The following is a 19,616-nucleotide window of genomic DNA, read 5'->3' as shown; positions in this document are numbered from 1 at the left end:
GTCAAGTGGCCAGGTGTGTCAAGGGTGTTGAGTGAGGCATTCGAGGGCAATAACGCGGATTTCTCCAGCATCGAACGCACAGGGCGTTCATATTTCCGCGAGGTCTCACTTCGGAAAAGACCGACAACCCACCCTGCATTCGATCTTGCTCTGTCGACCGGAAGTGGACTATACCTGTCGCGTTCGACACCGCTCTCGCAGCAGCACGCACGAAGTACTCCTGCACGACCAAGCTCGACCTGACCGCGGTGCCGGGGAGGATCCGGTTCACCGCCTGAGTCCTGTTGAAGGCGAGGACTTGAGCATGGGATCCACTTCAGCCGAGAACAACGGTTCCAATGGCGTCGGCCGCCGCGATTTGATCAAGAGGTCGGCCGCACTCGGTCTGATCTCCGTACCCACGATGAGTTTCCTGGCCGCGTGTGCGAGCGGCGGCGGGGACGACACCAGCAGCGACGACTCCACCAAGGGCACCACGTCGAAGTCGAATCCCTTCGGTGTGAAGAAGGGCAGCACGCTCGACGTCGTCGTCTTCAAGGGCGGTTACGGCGACGACTACGCGAAGGCGTGGGAAGCCAACTTCAAGACGAAGATCGGCGTCAGTTCGACCCACACCGGAACGCAGGAGATCACCGGCAAGCTGCAGCCCCGCTTCAACGCGGGCAACCCGCCGGACATCGTCGACGACTCCGGCGCCCAGCAGATCAAGATCGACGTCCTGTACAAGAACGGCCAGTTGCTCGACCTCTCCCCGGTCCTCGACGCCCCGGCGATCGACGACCCGAGCAAGAAGGTGCGCGATCTGCTGATCCCCGGCACCCTCGACCCGGGTGTGCAGGAGGGCAAGGTCGTCGCCCTCAACTACATCTACACGGTCTGGGGGTTGTGGTACTCCGGCAAGCTCTTCAAGGACAAGGGCTGGACCCCGCCGAAGACCTGGGACGAGTTCATCGCCGTCTGCCAGAAGGCGAAGGCGGCCGGTATCGGGGGCCTCGCCCACCAGGGCAAGTACCCGTACTACATCAACGTCGCCATCATGGACCTGATCGCCAAGAAGGGCGGGATCGACGCCGTCAAGGCGATCGACAACCTCGACCCGAAGGCGTTCGTCGGCTCGGCCGCCGCGCAGGCCGGCGTCGAGGCGATCTACGAGGTGGTCGAGAAGGACCTGTTGATGCCCGGCACCAACGGCCTGACCCACACCGAGTCGCAGACCCGCTGGAACCAGTACAAGGCCGCGTTCATCACCTGTGGCTCCTGGCTGGAGAACGAGCAGCTCAAGCTGACGCCCACGGACTTCGACATGAAGTTCCTGCCGATGCCGCTGCTGCCCGACAGCAAGATGCCGTTCGAGGCGATCCGGGCCGGCTCGGGCGAACCCTTCATCATCCCGGCGAAGGCCAAGAACCTCCCCGGCGCCAAGGAGTTCATGCGGCACATGCTCTCCAAGGAGTGGTCGACGCTCTTCGCCAAGGAGGCCAACTCGCTCACCATCCTCAAGGACGGTGTCGACTCCAGCGTCACGCTGCGCCCGGGCACCCAGTCCACGGTCGACGCGTCCAAGGCGGCCGGCGACAACACCTTCCGCTTCCTGTACCCCGACTGGTACAGCGAGATGGACACCTCCATCCAGAACGCGTCCAACGAGCTGATGGCCAAGCGCATCCAGCCCAAGGAGTGGCTGAAGCGCTGTCAGGCCGCCGTCGACAAGCAGGCCAAGGACCCGGCGTCCAAGAAGAACGTCCACTCCTGATCACAACGCCTGATCGCACCACCTGATCACGCTCGGGACACCAGGGGCAGGAAACGCCAATGCGCAAAGGGCAGTACAGGTTCGTCGCGGGATTTCTCTTCGTTCCCGTGGCGCTCTATCTGATCTTCGTGATCTGGCCGTACATCCAGACGTTCGGCTATTCGCTGACCGACTGGAAGGGCGAGTCACAGACCTTCAAGTTCGTCGGACTGGACAACTATCGAGCGCTGCTCCACGACGACGTCTTCAAGGAGGCCATCTGGCACAACCTCCTGTTCCTGGTGTTCATCCCGGTGATCACCATTCTGCTGGCCCTCTTCTTCGCCTTCATGGTGAACGCGGGAGGACACAGCAAGGCCGGCGGCGTGCAGGGTGTCGCCGGCAGCGGGTTCTACAAAATCGTCTACTTCTTCCCGCAGGTGCTGTCGCTGGCGATTCTCGCGGTGCTCTTCAACGCGGTGTACCGCAGTGACGGCGGCGGTCTGCTCAACGGTGTCCTGATCAAACTCCACCTGGTCGACGCCAACAATCCGGTGGAATGGCTCAACGAGCCCAACGTGGTGCTGTGGGCGCTGATGGCGGTCGTGGTCTGGCACGGCGTCGGTTTCTATCTGGTGCTGTTCTCCGCGGCCATGCAGTCCATTCCGCGGGACATCTACGAGGCCGCCCTGATCGACGGAGCGGGCCGTTCCCAGTCGTTCTTCCGCATCACCCTGCCGCTGCTCTGGGAGACCGTCCAGACGGCCTGGGTGTATCTCGGCATCATCGCGATGGACATGTTCGTCCTGGTCTCCTCCATGACCTCGAACATGGGCGCCTACGGAGGCGGTCCCGACCACGGCAGCGACGTCATGTCGACCGTGATGATGCGCAACTTCCTCTACTTCGGGAAGAGCGGCTACGCCTGCGCGATGGGCGTCGTCATGCTGCTGCTCACCCTGGTCCTGTCCGTGGTCACGCTGCGCGCCACCCGCCGTGAGCGCATCGAGTTCTGAGCGGGAGACATACGACGATGAGCGCACCCCTGAAGGAGACCGCCCCCGCGGGCGGCACCGTCCCGCCCCAGCCGTCGCCCGGGAAGTCCGGCGCCCGGTCCGGTGAACCACGCGGCGAGGGCGTCGTGCTGAACGCCTTCTCGCACGGCTTCCTGGCCCTGTGGGCCCTGCTGATCGTGCTGCCGCTGCTGTGGCTCGTGTTCAGCTCGTTCAAGACCGACGTGCAGATCGGCAACTCGGCCTTCGGCTGGCCGCAGAACTGGTCGTTCGACGTGTTCCGGCGGGCCTGGAGCAAGGGCATCGGCGACTACTTCCTGAACACCTTGATCGTCCTGGTGTTCTCGGTCCCGCTGACGATGCTGTTCGGCTCGATGGCCGCGTACGTGCTGGCCCGCTACCGGTTCTGGGGCAACCGTCTGCTGTACTACTTCTTCGTCGCCGGCGCGATGTTCCCGGTGTTCCTGGCGCTGGTCCCGCTGTTCTTCATGGTCAAGCGCCTCGACATGCTCAACACGTACCAGGGGCTGATCCTGGTCTACATCGCCTACTCGATGCCGTTCACGGTGTTCTTCATGCACGCGTTCTTCCGGACGCTGCCCACCGCGGTCTTCGAGGCGGCGATCCTCGACGGGGCGTCGCACACCCGGACGTTCTTCCAAGTGATGTTGCCGATGGCCAAGGCCGGGTTGATCAGTGTCGGTATCTTCAACACCCTCGGTCAGTGGAACCAGTTCATCCTGCCGACGGTCCTCATGCAGCCGCAGAGCGGTTCGGACCCGGAACGCTATGTCCTCACCCAGGGGCTCATCCAGCTTCAGCAGCAGCAGGGTTACGCCTCCGACCTGCCCGTTCTCTTCGCGGGTGTCACGATCGCCATGATCCCGATGCTCGTCGTCTACCTGTCGTTCCAGCGCCAGGTGCAGTCCGGTCTGACCTCGGCGACGCTGAAGTAGAGCGCCTGGACGACGCGACAGGAAGTGATCGTTCCGCCACCGCTCCCGGCAGGCCGGGAGCGGTGGTCACGTATGTGTCCGAGACCCCGGATGCGGTTCAACCTCTTGACGGGAGGCGACCCGAACAGCTCAGCTTAGAGTTCACTAGTTGGACATAGACGGGGCCTCATCGATGCGGTCCCGCGCGCAGGAGGTCGTCGTGGAGACTCCGGGGTCGCAGTCGTCACTGCACCGAGCCAATCTCGAACGGGTCGTGCGAGCGGTGCGGTTGGCCGGGTCGTTGACGCAGGCGGAGATCGCGAGGACGACGGGCCTGTCCGCCGCGACCGTCTCCAATATCGTGCGCGAGCTCAAGGACGGCGGAACGGTCGAGGTCACACCCACCTCGGCGGGCGGCCGCAGGGCCCGCAGCGTCTCGCTGAGCGGGGACGCCGGCATCGTCATCGGCGTCGACTTCGGGCACACGCATTTGCGCGTCGCGGTCGGGAATCTCGCCCACCAGGTGCTGGCCGAGGAGTCCGAACCCGTCGACGTGGACGCCTCCTCGACGCAAGGGTTCGACCGGGCGGAAGAGCTGGTCAACCGGCTGATCGCGGCGACCGGCGTGGACCGCTCCAAGATCGCCGGAGTGGGCCTCGGCGTGCCCGGACCGATCGACGTCGAGTCGGGCACCCTGGGCTCCACCGCGATCCTCCCGGGCTGGACCGGCACCAGACCCGCGGAGGAGCTGGGCAGCCGTTTGGGCGTACCGGTGCACGTGGACAACGACGCGAACCTCGGCGCCCTCGGTGAGCTGGTCTGGGGCAGTGGGCGGGGCGTCAGGGACCTGGCGTACATCAAGGTGGCGAGCGGGGTCGGCGCGGGACTGGTGATCAACGGCAAGATCTACCGGGGCCCGGGTGGCACGGCGGGAGAAATCGGGCATATTACTCTTGATGAGTCCGGCCCTGTCTGCCGCTGCGGAAACCGGGGCTGCCTGGAGACGTTCACAGCTGCGCGCTATGTGCTGCCGCTGCTCCAGTCCAGTCACGGCACCGACCTGACCATGGAGGGAGTCGTACGGCTGGCCCGGGACGGAGACCCTGGCTGTCGTCGGGTGATCGCCGACGTCGGCCGCCACATCGGCAGTGGAGTCGCCAATCTCTGCAATTTGCTGAACCCGAGCCGAGTGGTCCTCGGTGGCGATCTCGCCGAGGCCGGTGAGCTGGTGCTCGGGCCGATCAGGGAGTCTGTCGGCCGCTACGCGATCCCCAGTGCGGCGCGTCAACTGTCCGTTCTCCCGGGGGCACTTGGAGGCCGTGCGGAGGTGCTCGGAGCACTCGCTCTCGCACTCAGCGAGATGGGTGATTCGACCCTTTTGGACGGGTCGCTGACCGCGGCCACACCTGTCTTCACTTAGAGAACGCACGACGCCGTTGCCATCTCGTTAAGTATTTACTTCTTGACGCCGAACGCGCGGCCGAGTTGACTTCCAGCCACCTCGGCCGCAACGACGCGGCCTCGTCAGGGAGGTTTCAAAGTGAACACGCGTATGCGTCGTGCCGCCGTTGCAGTGATCGCCACCACGATGGCGGTCTCGATGGCCGCCTGTGGCAAGGCCGGCGACGACAAGAAGTCGGACAGCAGCTCCAGCTCCTCCGGCGGTACCACCGCCAAGATCGGCCTGCTCCTGCCCGACAGCGTCACCACTCGGTACGAGAAGTTCGACAAGCCGTACTTCGAGGCCAAGGTCAAGGAGCTCTGCTCCGGCTGCACCGTCGAGTACAACAACGCGAACGCCAGCGCCGCCACGCAGGCCCAGCAGGTCAGCAGCATGATCACCAAGGGCGTCAAGGTGATCGTGGTCAGCGCGCAGGACTCCGCCGCGATCAAGTCCTCGATCCAGCAGGCCGTGAACAAGGGCATCAAGGTCGTCGCGTACGACCGTCTGGCCCAGGGCCCGGTCTCCGCGTACGTCTCCTTCGACAACGTGCAGGTCGGCAAGCTCCAGGGTGAGGCCCTCCTCACCGCGCTGGGCTCGAAGGCCACCACGAAGTCCAAGATCGTCATGATCAACGGTGACGACGCCGACCCGAACGCCGCGCAGTTCAAGAAGGGCGCCCACGAGGCCCTCGACGGCAAGGTCGACATCGCCTACGAGCAGTCCGGCCTGTGGAAGGACACCGTCGCCAACCAGAAGGTCACGGCGGCCATCACCCAGCTCGGTGCCAAGAACATCGCGGGCGTCTACTCCGCCAACGACGGCATGGCCGGCGGTATCGCCACCGCCCTCAAGGGCGCCGGCATCCCCAACATCCCGCTGACGGGCCAGGACGCGGAGCTCGCCGGTATCCAGCGCATCGTCGCCGGTACCCAGTCCAGCACCGTCTACAAGGCCTTCAAGCCGGAGGCCGAGGCGGCCGCGACGCTCGCCGTCGACCTGGCGCAGAACAAGAGCATCTCCTCGCTCGCCACCACGACCCAGACCAGCGGCTCCGGCAACAAGGTGCCCTCGCAGCTGCTGACCCCGGTGTCGGTCACCAAGGCCAACATCAAGGACACGGTCATCAAGGACGGTCTCTACACCGTCGCGCAGATCTGCACCGCCGACTACGCCAAGGCGTGCAAGGCGGCCGGTCTGGAGTAATCACCGCCCCGCGGTGACAGAGCCCCTTCGGCGTCCGCCCCACCCTCAAACCCCGCTGTGGGGCGGGCGCCGATCGGAACCCGTGCGAACGCAGCCGTTGCCAACTGGCACCGGCCGCGCGCATGTTCATCTTGTAAATCTGTGCCTAGGCACAACCCTCCGCGGCTTTTGACAAGCGCGGCATCCCCGCCGGTCAGGCGGCGAAGGAGATGGTTCACGTGTCCGCTACGCCCGTGCTGGCGTTGCGCGGAGTCTCCAAGCGATTCGGTGCGGTGCAGGCCCTCACCGAAGTAGAGCTGGAGGTCCACGCCGGAGAAGTCGTCGCACTGGTCGGCGACAACGGCGCAGGAAAGTCCACCCTGGTGAAGACCATCGCCGGAGTGCACCCCATCGATGACGGCGTCATCGAGTGGGAGGGCAAGCCGGTCAGCATCAACAAGCCGCACGACGCCCAGGGACTCGGCGTCGCGACGGTCTACCAGGACCTCGCGCTGTGCGACAACCTCGATGTCGTCGGCAACCTGTACCTCGGGCGTGAGCTGCTGCGCCACGGTGTCATCGACGAGGTCACGATGGAGAAGAACTCCCGTGAGCTGCTGAGCACCCTCTCCATCCGCATCCCGAGCGTGCGCATCCCGATCGCGAGCCTCTCCGGCGGCCAGCGTCAGGTCGTCGCGATCGCCCGCGCGCTGATCGGCGAGCCCAAGGTCGTCATCCTCGACGAGCCCACCGCCGCCCTCGGCGTCGAGCAGACCGCACAGGTCCTCGACCTGGTCGAGCGGCTGCGCGAGCGCAACCTCGGCGTCATCCTCATCAGCCACAACATGGCCGACGTCAAGGCGGTCGCCGACACCGTCAACGTGCTGCGCCTGGGCAAGAACAACGGCTCCTTCCCGGTGAAGGACACCAGTCAGGAAACGATCATCGCCGCGATCACCGGTGCCACGGACAACGCCGTGACCCGTCGTGCGGTGCGCAGCACGGAGGCGGCAAAGTGAGCGACACGTCAGGCACCGTGAAGAAGGACGCGGTGGAACCGATCACCGCGGCCGAGGACCCCACGGCGGCGGCCGGTGCCGCCACCGTCGTCGACCCGCGTCTGCTGGTCCGCCAAGAGGGCTTCGGGGGCTACATCACCGAGTTCAAGCGCAAGGTCAAGGGCGGTGAGCTCGGCTCGCTGCCGGTCGTGGCCGGCCTGATCATCATCGGCATCATCTTCCAGGCGCAGAACAGCCGGTTCCTGAGCGCGGACAACCTGTCCAACATCAGCTACTACCTGTCCGCGACCGGCATGCTCGCCATCGGCCTGGTCTTCGTGCTGCTGCTCGGCGAGATCGACCTGTCCGTCGGCTCGGTCAGCGGTCTGGCGTCCACCCTGTTCGCCGTCTTCGTGGTCAACCACGGGATGAACGGCTGGCTGGCGCTGGTCCTCACGATCGTCACGGGCGTCGGCATCGGCGCGCTGCACGGCTTCTTCTTCGCGAGGATCGGCGTACCGGCGTTCGTCGTCACCCTGGCCGGCTTCCTCGGCTGGAACGGTCTGATGCTGTGGCTGCTCGGTTCGAGCGGCACCATCAACATCCCGGACGAGGGTCCGGTGCACCTGCTCGGCCAGGGCTCGTTCTTCATGGACCAGTCGATCGCCGGTGCCTACATCCTGGCCGCGCTCGGCGTCGCCTCCCTGGCCTACGGCTCGCTCGTCGAGCAGCGCCGTCGCAAGGCGGCCGGGGTGCCGTTCCGGCCCACCAGCGAGATCGCGCTGCGGGTCGGTCTGCTCGCCGTGGCCGCGTTCGTCACCGCGGCGGTGCTGAACTCGTCGGCGGGTGTCTCCAACTCGCTGGTGATCTTCCTCGCCTCCCTGGTGATCGTGGACTTCGTGCTCCGTCGTACCCCGTACGGCCGTAAGGTCTTCGCGGTCGGCGGCGGCATCGAGGCCGCGCGCCGTGCCGGTATCAACGTGTCCATGATCCGTATCACCGTGTTCGCCATCTCCGGCGGCTTCGCGGCGGTCGGCGGTATGTTCTTCGCCGGTCAGACCCAGAGCGCCACGCTCAACGCCGGTGGCGGCAACACCCTGATGCTGGCCATCGCGGCCGCGGTCATCGGCGGTACGAGCCTCTTCGGCGGCCGTGGCACCGTCTGGTCCGCCCTCCTGGGCATGCTCGTCATCCAGTCGATCCAGACCGGCCTCGACCTGCTGAACATGAACACGTCGATCCAGTACATGATCACGGGTGGCGTTCTGCTCGGCGCGGTCGTCATCGACTCGGTGTCCCGCAAGAGCCAGAAGGCGTCCGGTCGCGGCTGATCTGCCCCTTCGCGCAGACTGTGCCCGGTACCGATCGCGGTACCGGGCACAGTCATGTCGTACGAAAGGCTGTTCTTGGGTACAGCCGATCGCGTGACGTATGACGCAGAGCCCGAGCGCGTTCCGCCAAGGCGGAACATTAGACTCGACAAGCCCGGCAACAGCTCGATCAGCTCTACTCGCAAGGAGGCACGGGTGCCGCTGCTGACCCGCATCAGGGGACCGCGCGATCTGGACCGGCTCAGCCTGGAGCAGCTGGACCAGCTGGCCGAGGAGATCCGGACCTTTCTCGTGGACGCCGTCTCGAAGACCGGCGGCCACCTCGGCCCGAACCTCGGTGTGGTCGAGCTGACCATCGCCCTGCACCGCGTCTTCGAGTCGCCGAAGGACCGGGTGCTGTTCGACACCGGCCACCAGTCCTACGTCCACAAGCTGCTCACCGGCCGCCAGGACTTCTCCAAGCTGAAGCAGAAGGGCGGCCTCTCGGGCTACCCCTCGCAGGCCGAGTCCGAGCACGACGTCATCGAGAACTCGCACGCCTCGACGGTCCTCGGCTGGGCCGACGGCCTCGCCAAGGCCAACCAGGTCCTGAAACGCGACGACCACGTGGTCGCCGTGATCGGTGACGGCGCCCTGACCGGCGGTATGGCCTGGGAGGCGCTGAATAACATCGCCGACGCCAAGGACCGCCCCCTCGTCATCGTCGTCAACGACAACGAGCGGTCCTACGCACCGACCATCGGCGGCCTCGCGAACCACCTGGCGACCCTGCGGACCACCGACGGCTACGAGCGCTTCCTGGCCCGCGGCAAGGACCTCCTGGAGCGCACTCCGGTCGTCGGCAAGCCCCTCTACGAGACGCTGCACGGCGCGAAGAAGGGCCTCAAGGACTTCATCGCCCCGCAGGGCATGTTCGAGGACCTGGGCCTCAAGTACGTCGGGCCGATCGACGGGCACGACATCGAGGCGATGGAGTCCGCGCTCGCCCGTGCCAAGCGCTTCGGCGGCCCGGTGATCGTCCACGTCCTCACCGAGAAGGGCCGCGGCTACCAGCCCGCCCTCCAGGACGAGGCCGACCGCTTCCACGGCATCGGCCCCATCCACCCCGACACCGGCCTGCCCATCAAGGCCTCCGGCGCCGACTGGACCTCCGTCTTCGGCGACGAGATGGTCGCGCTGGGCCAGGAGCGCGAGGACATCGTCGCGATCACCGCCGCGATGCTCCAGCCCGTCGGCCTGAAGAAGTTCGCCGACGCCTTCCCGAACCGCATCTACGACGTCGGCATCGCCGAGCAGCACGGCGCGGTCTCCGCGGCCGGCCTCGCCACCGGCGGACTCCACCCCGTCTTCGCCGTCTACGCCACCTTCCTCAACCGCGCCTTCGACCAGGTGCTGATGGATGTCGCCCTCCACAAGTGCGGGGTGACCTTCGTCCTGGACCGGGCCGGCGTCACCGGCACCGACGGCGCCTCCCACAACGGCATGTGGGACATGTCGATCCTCCAGGTCGTCCCGGGCCTGCGGCTCGCCGCACCGCGCGACGCCGACCAGGTCCGCGCCCAGCTCCGCGAGGCCGTCCAGGTGAAGGACGCGCCCACCGTGGTCCGCTTCTCCAAGGGCGCGGTCGGTCCCGCCGTGCCCGCCGTGGGCCGCATCGGCGGCATGGACGTGCTGCGCGCGCCCGGCAGCGACGCCCCGGACGTCCTGCTCGTCTCGGTCGGCGCCCTCGCGCCGATGTGCCTGGAGATCGCCACGCTCCTCGACCAGCAGGGCATCACCACCACGGTCGTCGACCCGCGCTGGGTCAAGCCCGTCGACGAGGCCATGGCCCCGCTCGCCGAGCAGCACCGCGTGGTCGTCACCGTCGAGGACAACTCCCGTGTGGGCGGCGTCGGTTCGTCGATCGCACAGGCGTTGCGCGACGCCGGCGTGGACGTTCCGCTCCGCGACTTCGGCATCCCGCCGCGCTTCCTCGACCACGCCTCCCGCGCCGAGGTGATGACGGAGATCGGCCTCACCGCCCCCGACATCGCCCGCCAGGTCACCGGCCTGGTCTCCAAGCTCGACGGCCGGTTCGAACGGCCCACCGCCGAGGTCGACTCGGTGGAGCCCGCGCGCGACTGAGACGGCAGGCGACACGGCCGGACGGGCCGCTTCCACCACCCTTTGCAGTGGTGAAAGCGGCCCGTTCGCGTGAATCCACTCGCGCCGGGGCATACGGTCCCCCAGTCTCGGCTTCGCTCGACCGGGGGTGCCCCCATCGCCCCCTCTCGATCATGTCGAGGACGCCAAGCGTGGGAGGTACACCCGTGAGCAGCACACTCTTCCGGACGAAGAGAGTCGAACAGTCCATCCAGGACACCGAGGAACCCGAGCACGCGCTCAGAAAATCCCTCTCGGCCCTGGATCTGACGGTGTTCGGCGTCGGAGTCGTCATCGGCACCGGCATCTTCGTCCTCACCGGCACGGCCGCCAAGAACACCGCCGGTCCCGCGGTCGCCCTGTCCTTCGTCGTGGCCGGCGTCGTCTGTGCCCTCGCGGCGCTCTGCTACGCCGAGTTCGCGTCCACGGTCCCGGTCGCCGGCTCCGCGTACACCTTCTCGTACGCCTCGCTCGGCGAGTTCCCCGCCTGGATCATCGGCTGGGACCTGGTCCTCGAACTCGCCCTCGGTACGGCGGTGGTGGCGGTCGGCTGGTCCGGCTACATCCACTCGCTGCTGGACAACGCGGGCTGGCATCTGCCCGAGGCGCTCAGCGGCCGGGACGGCGCCCACGGCTTCGGCTTCGACATCCTCGCCGCGCTGCTCGTGCTGGTCCTCACCGCGATCCTCGTGCTCGGCATGAAGCTCTCCGCACGCGTCACCTCGGTCGTCGTCGCCATCAAGGTCGCCGTCGTGCTCGTGGTGATCGTGGCCGGCGCGTTCTTCATCAAGGGCGACAACTACAAGCCGTTCATCCCCAAGTCGCAGGCCGTGGAGGCGGGCGGCAACCTCAAAGCCCCGCTGATCCAGCTGATGTTCGGCTGGGCGCCCTCCAACTTCGGCGTCATGGGCATCTTCACCGCCGCCTCCGTGGTCTTCTTCGCCTTCATCGGCTTCGACGTCGTCGCCACCGCCGCCGAGGAGACCCGCAACCCGAAGCGGGACGTGCCGCGCGGCATCCTCGGCTCGCTGGTCATCTGCACCACGCTGTACGTCGCCGTCGCGATCGTCGTGACCGGCATGCAGAAGTACAGCTCCCTGTCGATCGACGCACCGCTCGCCGACGCGTTCAAGGCCACCGGACACCCGTGGTTCGCGGGCCTGATCAGCTTCGGCGCGGCGATCGGCCTGACGACGGTCTGCATGATCCTGCTGCTGGGCCAGGCCCGGGTGTTCTTCGCGATGAGCCGGGACGGCCTGCTGCCCCGCTTCTTCTCCCACGTCCACCCGCGCTTCCGCACCCCGTACCGCCCGACCATCCTCCTCGGCGTGGTCATCGCGATCGTCTCGGGCTTCACGAGCCTCAGCGAACTCGCCGAACTGGTCAACATCGGCACGCTGTTCGCGTTCATCGTGGTCGCGATCGGCGTGGTCATCCTCAGGAACAAGCGCCCCGACCTCCCCCGCTCCTTCCGCACCCCGCTGGTCCCGGCCCTCCCGATCGTCTCGGTCCTGGCCTCCCTCTGGCTGATGCTCAACCTCCCCGCCGAAACCTGGCTCCGCTTCGCCATCTGGATGGCGATCGGCTTCGCCGTGTACTTCTTCTACGGCCGCACCCACAGCCGCCTGGGGTTGCAACAGGCGGCGGAAGCGCGGGAATCGGCGACGCCGCCGCCCGGAAACGCTTCGTAGACAGGCCAGTTGGCGTACGGCCCCGCAAGTCCCGCTCCGTGAAGGGGACTTGCGGGGCCGTAGCGCGTATGTATCAGCCGCGTACGCTGCGCGGTCCCGTGACCTCCGCGCCCAACTCCGTTACTCTGCGCCGCAGTTCGCGGTCCGCGGTCACCACCAGGCACGGGCGGCCGTCGGCCTCGGCGACCAGTTCGACCATGCGGTCGTCGCCGCTCGCGGGGGCCGAGTCCACTCGTACGCCCGGGACGGACGGCACGCCGCGGGCCGCGCCCTCCACGACGAGGACGAGTTCGACGGGGTCCGTGCGGCCCGGCAGGCCGTTGCTCGCGAGGTGGTCGCGGAGGCGTTCGGCGGCGCCCTTGCGGTCGCGCCACCAGCCGTCCGGCACCGAGCCGACGACGTTGGCGCCGTCGACGATCACGAGCAGGGGAGTGTCCTCGTCCATGGGGAAAGGGTCGCACGGGAGCGGGGGCGCCCCGCGCGGAGGCGACCGCCCCAATTACAGTGAAGCGGTGAACGGCGACTGGCTCCTCCGCGGCCGCGACGGCCGGCTCAGTGTGTATCTGCCCTCGGGTGACGCCGTCCTGTGCCGGGCGGAACGCGGACCCGGCGGCCTCTGGAGCGCCCCGCGCAAGGTGGGCGGCGACCAGAAGCTGCACCCCGGGCTGCTCGGCATCGGGCAGGGCGCGGACGGTTACGCCCACCTCGTGTCCTGGCGCCCCACGGCGGCCGGCGAGTCCGGACTGGTCCACTCCACGCACTTCCGCCCGCTGCTCGCGGCCCTCGACTGGAGCCCGGTCGGCCACCCGGACAAGAAGGGCGACCGCACCGGCGTACCGGCGGTCGCGGTCGACGCGGAGGGCCGCGCCCATGTCTTCGTGCGCAACGGGAAGGGCGGGGTCAGCCTGTTGGCCCAGCGGGAGAAGGGCGGCTGGGACCCGTGGCGCGACCTCAAGGGGAGCGACGTCCACGAGGACCTGGCGGCGGTGACGGGGGAGTCCGGCACGGTCGAGCTGTACGCGGCGGTACCCGGTGCGATCCTGCACTGGCGTCAACTGGAGCCGGGCGAACAGCCGGTGCTGGAGGAGGCGATGGAGGCCGGCGTCCGCCCCGGCACGCTCAGCGCCCTGGCCACTTCCCCGCAGAGCACCACCCTCTTCTTCACGGACGACTCCGGCGACCTCTGCGCCTGGCGCCCCGGCACCAAGCCGGTCACCCTCCTGCCCTCGGCCGGCCCCGGCCCGGTCTCCGCGATCCGCTGCGAACTCGACGGCCACGACTGCACGTTGCTCGCCCAGCGCTCGGCGAGCGGCCGGGTCGCCTTCGCCGCGTACCCCACGGAACAGGAGTCGGCCGGTGCCTGGTGGACCGAGTCGGGGCCCCAACTCCCGGCGGACGCCGAGGTGTCGCTGACCGTGGACGAGAGCGAGCGCATCGCCGCCGCGACGGTGTCGCCGTCGACCGGTCAACTCCTCGTCACACGACGGAAGGACGAGGCGGGACTGGCGTTGGAGGCCTGGCGGGAGGTGTGAGCGACCGCTCCGGATCCGCCGATCAGCCGCGGACGGACGGCAGTTGGCCCGCCCACGGCATCCGCTCCCGGCAACCGCCGCGTCCCGTCAGGACGAAGTCCCGCCCGTGGCCGGTGACTTCTTCGCCGACTCGGGGATCGTCGAGTCGGTGCGGAGGGCCTTCCACAGCGTCGTCGCCTGGGGCTCCGCCGCGACCACGCGGTTCGGGTCGACCTTGTCGTACGCCACCGGGAGCATGATCGTCTCCATGGTGGACGGGTTGACGCCGTTCAGGCTGCGGCCGAACTCCGCGAGCTTGGTGAGCGAGGCGAGTTCGGAGTCGGTGGTGAGCGCGGCGGTGAGCTGGTCGGCGATCTTGTACGCCTTGACGGGGCTGCCGAGCAGGTCCTGCTTCTGGATCTCGGTGAGCAGGGCCAGCATGAACTGCTGCTGGAGGCCGATGCGGCCGAGGTCGCTGCCGTCGCCGATGCCGTGCCGGGTGCGGACGAACTCCAGGGACTGGGTGCCGTTCAGCTTGTGGGTGCCCTTGGTCAGGTCGAGGCCGCTGGAGGTGTCGTGGATGTCCTGGTCGACGGTGACGGTCACGCCGCCTATCGCGTCCACCAGATCCTTGAAGCCGGCGAAGTCGACCTCGACGTAGTGGTCCATGCGGACCCCGGACATCTGCTCCACCGTCTTCACCACACAGGCCGGACCGACCTGCGAGTAGATCGAGTTGAACATCACGCGTTTCGCCGACGCGGCCGAGGAGCCGTTCGACCTGGTGCACTGCGGGCGGGTCACCAGGGTGTCGCGGGGGATGCTGATCGCGACGGCCTTCTTGCGGCCCTCGGGTATGTGCATCACCAGCGCGGTGTCCGAGCGGGCGCCGGAGACGTTCCCGGTGTTCAGCTTCGCGTTGGCGCCGGCGCGTGAGTCGGAGCCCAGGATCAGGATGTTCTGGCCCGACGTGGGCAGCTTCTCCGGCCTGTTGTCGCCGATCGCCTTGTCGATGTCGACGTTCTTGATGTTGCCGTCGATCCCGCTGTAGAGCCAGTACGCGGTACCGGCTCCGGCGAGGACCAGGAGGGCCAGGGAGAGCAGGATCCAGCGGCCGGTGCGGCGCCGACGGCGGGGCGTGCCGCGCCGCGAGGGGCGCTGCGATCTGCTCGGGCTGTCGACGGCAGGGGTCGTCATTCGGGTGCTGTCCTCGTCTGGTGCGGACCGGGTGCGTACCGGGGCGGAAAACTGCTGGGCGATCGGACAGACCGGCGACAGACGCCTTGCGTTGTACATCAGTGATCCACATCACGTTAACTTCGCCGATTCGAGGCACCGTCAGACGCTGTGGCCGTTCCCGCGCGGACAGCGGGCCCGCTGTCCGAGCCCGGGGAGTGTAGGACCCATGCATATGATGTGGCGAATTTCTGGTCCCCGCGTCGAGGTCGGGCACGTCTTCAGGGAGTCCGTCATGGTGATGCGGGGTCGTTCCGCACGGGTGGAGCAGCACCGACGTTCGCCCGAGCCCGCCGTCGCCCCGGCGTTCGCGGTGACGGGCACGGCCTCGGGTTCCTGGCTGACGCGCGGCAAGGACGGCAGGCTCACCGCGTACGCGCCGGCCCGTGGCGGGCTGCTGCGCTGGACCGAGACCGGCCCCGCCGGTGCCGGGTGGTCGGGGCCGGACTTCTTCGCGGTCGCGGACCTGACCCACCTCACCGTCGTGCAGGGAGCGGACACGTACGTCCACTTCCTGGGGCGCCGGGAGCGGCGCCGGGCCGACGGCTCCGCCGACGTGGACGTCGTGCACGCCATCCAGTACCAGCCCGGACGGCCCGTCACCGAGTGGCGCTCGCTCGGCAGTCCGCACCGGGAGCCGGAGCGGGCGCGTCGACTGGGGGTGCCGGCCGGGGCCGTGGACACCAACGGTGACCTGCACGTCTTCGTGCGGAACGCCGGCGGCGGCCTGATGATGCGCCGGGAGGGCAAGGGCGGCAAGTGGGAGCCCTGGGCCGACCTGCGGGGCTCCGGCATCCAGGACGGGGTGACCGTCACCGCCGCGTCGGACGGGCGCGTCGAGGTGTTCGCCCCGGCCGGGGAGAGCGCGCTGCACTGGGTGCAGCCGGAACCCGGAGCGGTGCCGCAGCGGTCGTACGACATCCGGCCCGGGGCGCTGCCCGGCTCCGCGGTCGCGCTGGAGACCGGGCCCGGTCGGCTCACCCATGTGTGGACCGATCCGGCCGGGTCCGGCCTGCTGTGCCACCGGCCCGGCGGCTGGGCGATCCCGGTCGGCGGTGCGCCGGGGGACGGGGGCAACGCGGTGCTGCGCACCGTCCTCGACGGCTACGACTGCACGGTGATCGCGCACCGGGGCGCGTCCGGCGAGGTGCTGGTGGGTGTGTGCGGCACGGAGTCCGAGGCTTCGGGGCTGTGGTGGAACGGCACCGGGAGGTCCTGTCAGGGGACGCCCGCCCTGGCGCACGACGCGTGGGGGCGCGTGGTGCTCGCCGCCTTCGACGCGGACGGCGCGCTGTGGGTGGGGCGGCAGGCCCCGGATCCCGGGCTGGTCTTTTCGGACTGGGTGCGCGCCTGACCTGCCGTCTCTGTGCGGGGGTTGTGCGAATGTGGCCTTCGTGACAGAAGTTTCACAGAAACCGATTGCTTCTGGACAGGTTGCGAACCAGATGTAAACATTCTGTCTGATCAGTAAGACGCAAGTAAGCCGCAAGTGTGACTTCGGTAAAAATTTGGTCAGATCTACTGGTTCGGCGGCGGTCGCACAGGGGGTGCGGCAGTCGGTCAGGGTGGGGAAAATCCGCCGGGGGTGACCCTGGCCACGACTTGGATGGTGCGGAAACAGGTGAGCCTCAACAATCCCGAGGCGAGCGCGTTCGTGTCGACATATCGATCTTTGGTGCCGGTGGGGGCGCGTCGCAAGATCGTCAGGCGGCTGCCGAGCCCTTTGCGCACCTCCGTGAAGCGCTCGCTCGCCTCCGCCGACGCGGTGCGGTCGGCGGTGGTGGTGCGGGCACTGGGCGGCAGTCGCAAGGGGGGCCGCCACACCACCGAGGGCCGGCTGCGGGTCGTCCGCGTGAGCGGCCGGCACCTCCGTGCCATGGAGGTATCCGGCGCCACAGCCTGGGCCGCCCGGGCCCGCAACCTCCACCTCCTCGTCGCGGTGCTGGAAGAGGCCGGCATCGACTATTTCTGTGTGCGGGGCACCTCGGCCGCCGTCCCGTGCGTCGCCGTACCGGCCCGGCTGCGCCCGGAGCTGGAGGCCGCGCTGCGGCTGGGGTCCGAGGACGGCGCCGGCTACGTCGGCACCGTCTCACCCGGCCAGATGCGGCCCGGTGCCCTCACCGCGAGCTGGCGAGGGCTGCGCGACCAGCGCGTGCTGCGCCTCGCCTGGTACGTCTGCGACCCGTCCGGGAACCTGGTCTTCGGCCGTGAGTCCGGCTGCGACCTGGAGTTCTGGGAGGAGCGGGACGGACAGCTCGTCGCACCGCGGCCCAACCGGGTGATGACCGAGGTCGCGGTGGACGCCGGCCGCTGCTGGACCGAACAGAAACGATTCAGCCCTGTTCCGGCCCCCTACGCCACCGGTCACGCCCGCACCCTGCCCGAGTTCGCCGCCGCGCTCCCCGACGACCACCTCTTCCCGATCGACGTCGTCTACACCTGGGTCGACGACTCCGACCCGGTGTGGAGCGCCGGCCGGGACGCCTTCCGGCGCGGGCTCGACGGCGGCCGCGCGGACGGCGGGAGCCTGCACGAACAGGCCGCGAACGACTCCCGCTTCACCAGCCGCGACGAGCTGAAGTACTCCCTGCGCTCCATCCACCAGTACGCCCCGTGGGTGCGCGACATCTACCTCGTCACCGCCGGCCAGGTGCCCGCCTGGCTGAACACCGACTTCCCCGGCATCCGGGTCGTGGACCACCGGGAGATCTTCGCCGACCCGTACGCCCTGCCGACCTTCAACTCGCACGCCATCGAGAGCCAGCTGCACCACATCAAGGACCTCTCGGAGCACTTCCTGTACCTGAACGACGACGTCTTCTTCGGCCGCCCGGTCCAGCCCGGCCACTTCTTCCACCCCAACGGACTGACCAAGTTCTTCCAGTCCAAGGCCCTCATCCCGTCCGGCCGGGCGAGCACCGAGGACCTCCCCGTCAACGCGGCCGGCAAGAACAGCCGCGGCCTGATCGCCCAGCACTTCGGGACCGTCATCTCGCAGAAGATGAAGCACACCCCGCACGCCCTGCGGCGGAGCATCCTGGCCGAGATCGAGCAGGTCTACGACAAGGCCCACCGGGTCACCCAGCACTCCCGCTTCCGCTCGCCCAGCGACGTACCCATCGCCTCCTCGCTGCACCACTACTACGCCTACCACTCGGCACGGGCCACGGTCGGCGACATCCGCTACGTCTACGTCGACCTCGCCGACGACCTGGCCGAGCGCCGGCTCAACAACCTGCTGGCGCGGCGCAACTTCGACACCTTCTGCATGAACGACACCGTCACCGCCGCCGACCCCGAGGCCCAGAACCGCATGGTGGAGACGTTCCTGGAGGCCTACTTCCCGGTGCTCAGCCCCTTCGAGACCGCATCCGGCATCACCGCACCCCGGCCCGCGCCGCGCGTCGCCGAACTGGGGCGCGCCGGCTCATGACCTCCCGCCCCAAGCCCTCCGCCGGACCGACCGGCGGAGCGGCCCGACCACGCCGTGCGCGCGCCCGCCTCGGCGCCCTGCGCGACCGGCTCATGCTCGGCCTCTTCATCCCCCTGCGCCGCCGCCGGGCCGCCCGGCTCCACTACGCCGCCATCCTCGACGGCCAGACGGTGAACCTGCACGCCGGACTCCCGCCGTCCGCCGGACTGCCGGACCGGGCCGAGATCCTGGTACGGCGCGGCCGGCGCCGCCACGCCGTCGAGGCCCGTGTCTACGAGGGCCCGGCCGGCGAGGCACTGGTCGACGCCGCCGTCCTGCTGGGCGCGGAGGTCGGCGGAGTCCCCGTCACCACCGGACGCTGGCGGCTGCGCCTGCGCCTGTACACCGGGCGCAGGAAACGCTCGCTGTCCCTGCTGCTCCTTGAGCCACCGGTGCCCTACGAAGGACCGACCAAGCCCATGATGGCGTCCCCCGTGACCGGGGAACGCCACCGGATCGGCCGCTCCGTGCGTGGCAGCGCCCGGGTCGTCAGCGCCGGGGTCCGGCCCGCCGTCGAGGTGACCAAGGTGCACCTGACCCATGCGGGCGTCACCCTGGACTTCCGGGTGCTGGGCGTCACGACCGACCGGCCGTGGGCCGAGTTCGTCGCCTCCGGACGCCGGTTCGAGCAGCCCGTCACCGCCGACGCCAGCGGCGGCTCCGGCGTCTTCCGGGTCGACGTACCCCTGGACCGGATGACCCCGCGCGGCGCACGCCCCGAGCACTGGGACGTCGAACTCCACGACCACGGCGGCCGGTCCCTGCGGCTGGGCCGCCGACTGCACGACGTACGCAACCCGCTGCGGGTCTTCGCCATGCGCAGCATCGCCATCACCCCCCAGGGCCGACCGCCCCTGATCGTCCAACCGCGCTACACCCCCGCAGGAAATCTACGAGTCACCTGCACGCGCATGTCCGAGGCAGGCTGA

The 19,616-nt window shown here is 68.6% G+C and carries 15 protein-coding genes; 13 read left to right on the top strand and 2 right to left on the bottom strand.

Annotated features, from left to right (window positions below; all coding sequences use genetic code 11):
* The first annotated feature begins 304 nt into the window (after positions 1–304).
* The 9 genes from ngcE (at position 305) to ACIBK4_RS22635 (ending at position 12,468) form a co-directional block, all read left to right on the top strand.
* Positions 305–1,753 (top strand): N-acetylglucosamine/diacetylchitobiose ABC transporter substrate-binding protein, encoded by a 1,449-nt coding sequence (ngcE, locus tag ACIBK4_RS22675; RefSeq protein ID WP_398996847.1) that lies wholly within the window; start codon positions 305–307, stop codon positions 1,751–1,753.
* 59 nt (positions 1,754–1,812) lie between these two features.
* A complete protein-coding gene (locus ACIBK4_RS22670; protein WP_398996845.1) occupies positions 1,813–2,748 on the top strand; it encodes a carbohydrate ABC transporter permease in 936 nt (311 codons plus the stop codon).
* A 17-nt stretch (positions 2,749–2,765) separates the two neighbouring features.
* Positions 2,766–3,701: a carbohydrate ABC transporter permease gene (locus ACIBK4_RS22665; RefSeq protein ID WP_398996843.1), complete on the top strand. Its 936-nt coding sequence runs from the start codon at positions 2,766–2,768 to the stop codon at positions 3,699–3,701.
* A 199-nt stretch (positions 3,702–3,900) separates the two neighbouring features.
* Positions 3,901–5,100, top strand: a complete 1,200-nt coding sequence (locus ACIBK4_RS22660) for an ROK family transcriptional regulator (RefSeq protein WP_026179345.1) — start codon at positions 3,901–3,903, stop codon at positions 5,098–5,100.
* A 132-nt stretch (positions 5,101–5,232) separates the two neighbouring features.
* Positions 5,233–6,327: a sugar ABC transporter substrate-binding protein gene (locus ACIBK4_RS22655; protein WP_398997293.1), complete on the top strand. Its 1,095-nt coding sequence runs from the start codon at positions 5,233–5,235 to the stop codon at positions 6,325–6,327.
* Positions 6,328–6,536: 209 nt separating this feature from the next.
* On the top strand, positions 6,537–7,325 hold the full coding sequence (locus tag ACIBK4_RS22650) for an ATP-binding cassette domain-containing protein (protein ID WP_398996841.1): 789 nt from the start codon (positions 6,537–6,539) through the stop codon (positions 7,323–7,325).
* Positions 7,322–8,635, top strand: a complete 1,314-nt coding sequence (locus tag ACIBK4_RS22645) for a sugar ABC transporter permease (RefSeq protein WP_398996839.1) — start codon at positions 7,322–7,324, stop codon at positions 8,633–8,635. The genes ACIBK4_RS22650 and ACIBK4_RS22645 overlap by 4 nt, the downstream gene beginning before the upstream one ends.
* A 195-nt stretch (positions 8,636–8,830) precedes the next feature.
* Complete coding sequence (gene dxs, locus ACIBK4_RS22640; RefSeq protein ID WP_366429299.1) at positions 8,831–10,759, top strand: 1-deoxy-D-xylulose-5-phosphate synthase; 1,929 nt, start codon at positions 8,831–8,833, stop codon at positions 10,757–10,759.
* 185 nt (positions 10,760–10,944) lie between these two features.
* Entirely contained in the window at positions 10,945–12,468 is a 1,524-nt protein-coding gene (locus ACIBK4_RS22635) for an amino acid permease (protein ID WP_398996837.1), read from the top strand.
* Positions 12,469–12,541: 73 nt separating this feature from the next.
* On the opposite strand, the gene ACIBK4_RS22630 is transcribed toward ACIBK4_RS22635, so the two are convergent.
* Positions 12,542–12,913, bottom strand: coding sequence for an NTP pyrophosphohydrolase (locus ACIBK4_RS22630; protein WP_398996835.1), 372 nt, complete (start codon positions 12,911–12,913; stop codon positions 12,542–12,544).
* A 67-nt stretch (positions 12,914–12,980) separates the two neighbouring features.
* Here ACIBK4_RS22630 and ACIBK4_RS22625 point away from each other — a divergent pair, with 67 nt between their 5' ends.
* Positions 12,981–14,000, top strand: a complete 1,020-nt coding sequence (locus ACIBK4_RS22625; RefSeq protein WP_398996833.1) for a hypothetical protein — start codon at positions 12,981–12,983, stop codon at positions 13,998–14,000.
* Between the two features lie 87 nt (positions 14,001–14,087).
* On the opposite strand, the gene ACIBK4_RS22620 is transcribed toward ACIBK4_RS22625, so the two are convergent.
* Positions 14,088–15,176, bottom strand: coding sequence for an LCP family protein (locus ACIBK4_RS22620; RefSeq protein ID WP_398996831.1), 1,089 nt, complete (start codon positions 15,174–15,176; stop codon positions 14,088–14,090).
* 274 nt (positions 15,177–15,450) lie between these two features.
* Here ACIBK4_RS22620 and ACIBK4_RS22615 point away from each other — a divergent pair, with 274 nt between their 5' ends.
* The 3 genes from ACIBK4_RS22615 to ACIBK4_RS22605 all read left to right on the top strand — a co-directional run bounded on the left by ACIBK4_RS22615 (position 15,451) and on the right by ACIBK4_RS22605 (position 19,616).
* A complete protein-coding gene (locus tag ACIBK4_RS22615; RefSeq protein WP_398996826.1) occupies positions 15,451–16,569 on the top strand; it encodes a hypothetical protein in 1,119 nt (372 codons plus the stop codon).
* 252 nt (positions 16,570–16,821) lie between these two features.
* Complete coding sequence (locus tag ACIBK4_RS22610; RefSeq protein WP_398997291.1) at positions 16,822–18,648, top strand: stealth family protein; 1,827 nt, start codon at positions 16,822–16,824, stop codon at positions 18,646–18,648.
* Positions 18,645–19,616, top strand: a complete 972-nt coding sequence (locus ACIBK4_RS22605; protein WP_398996824.1) for a hypothetical protein — start codon at positions 18,645–18,647, stop codon at positions 19,614–19,616. Before ACIBK4_RS22610 ends, ACIBK4_RS22605 begins: the two co-directional genes overlap by 4 nt.

Source organism: Streptomyces sp. NPDC050528 (genome assembly GCF_044457795.1).
In the GTDB taxonomy this organism is placed as follows: domain Bacteria; phylum Actinomycetota; class Actinomycetes; order Streptomycetales; family Streptomycetaceae; genus Streptomyces.
The sequence above is the reverse complement of the archived record's forward strand: the minus strand, read 5'-3'. Positions and strand labels throughout refer to the sequence as shown.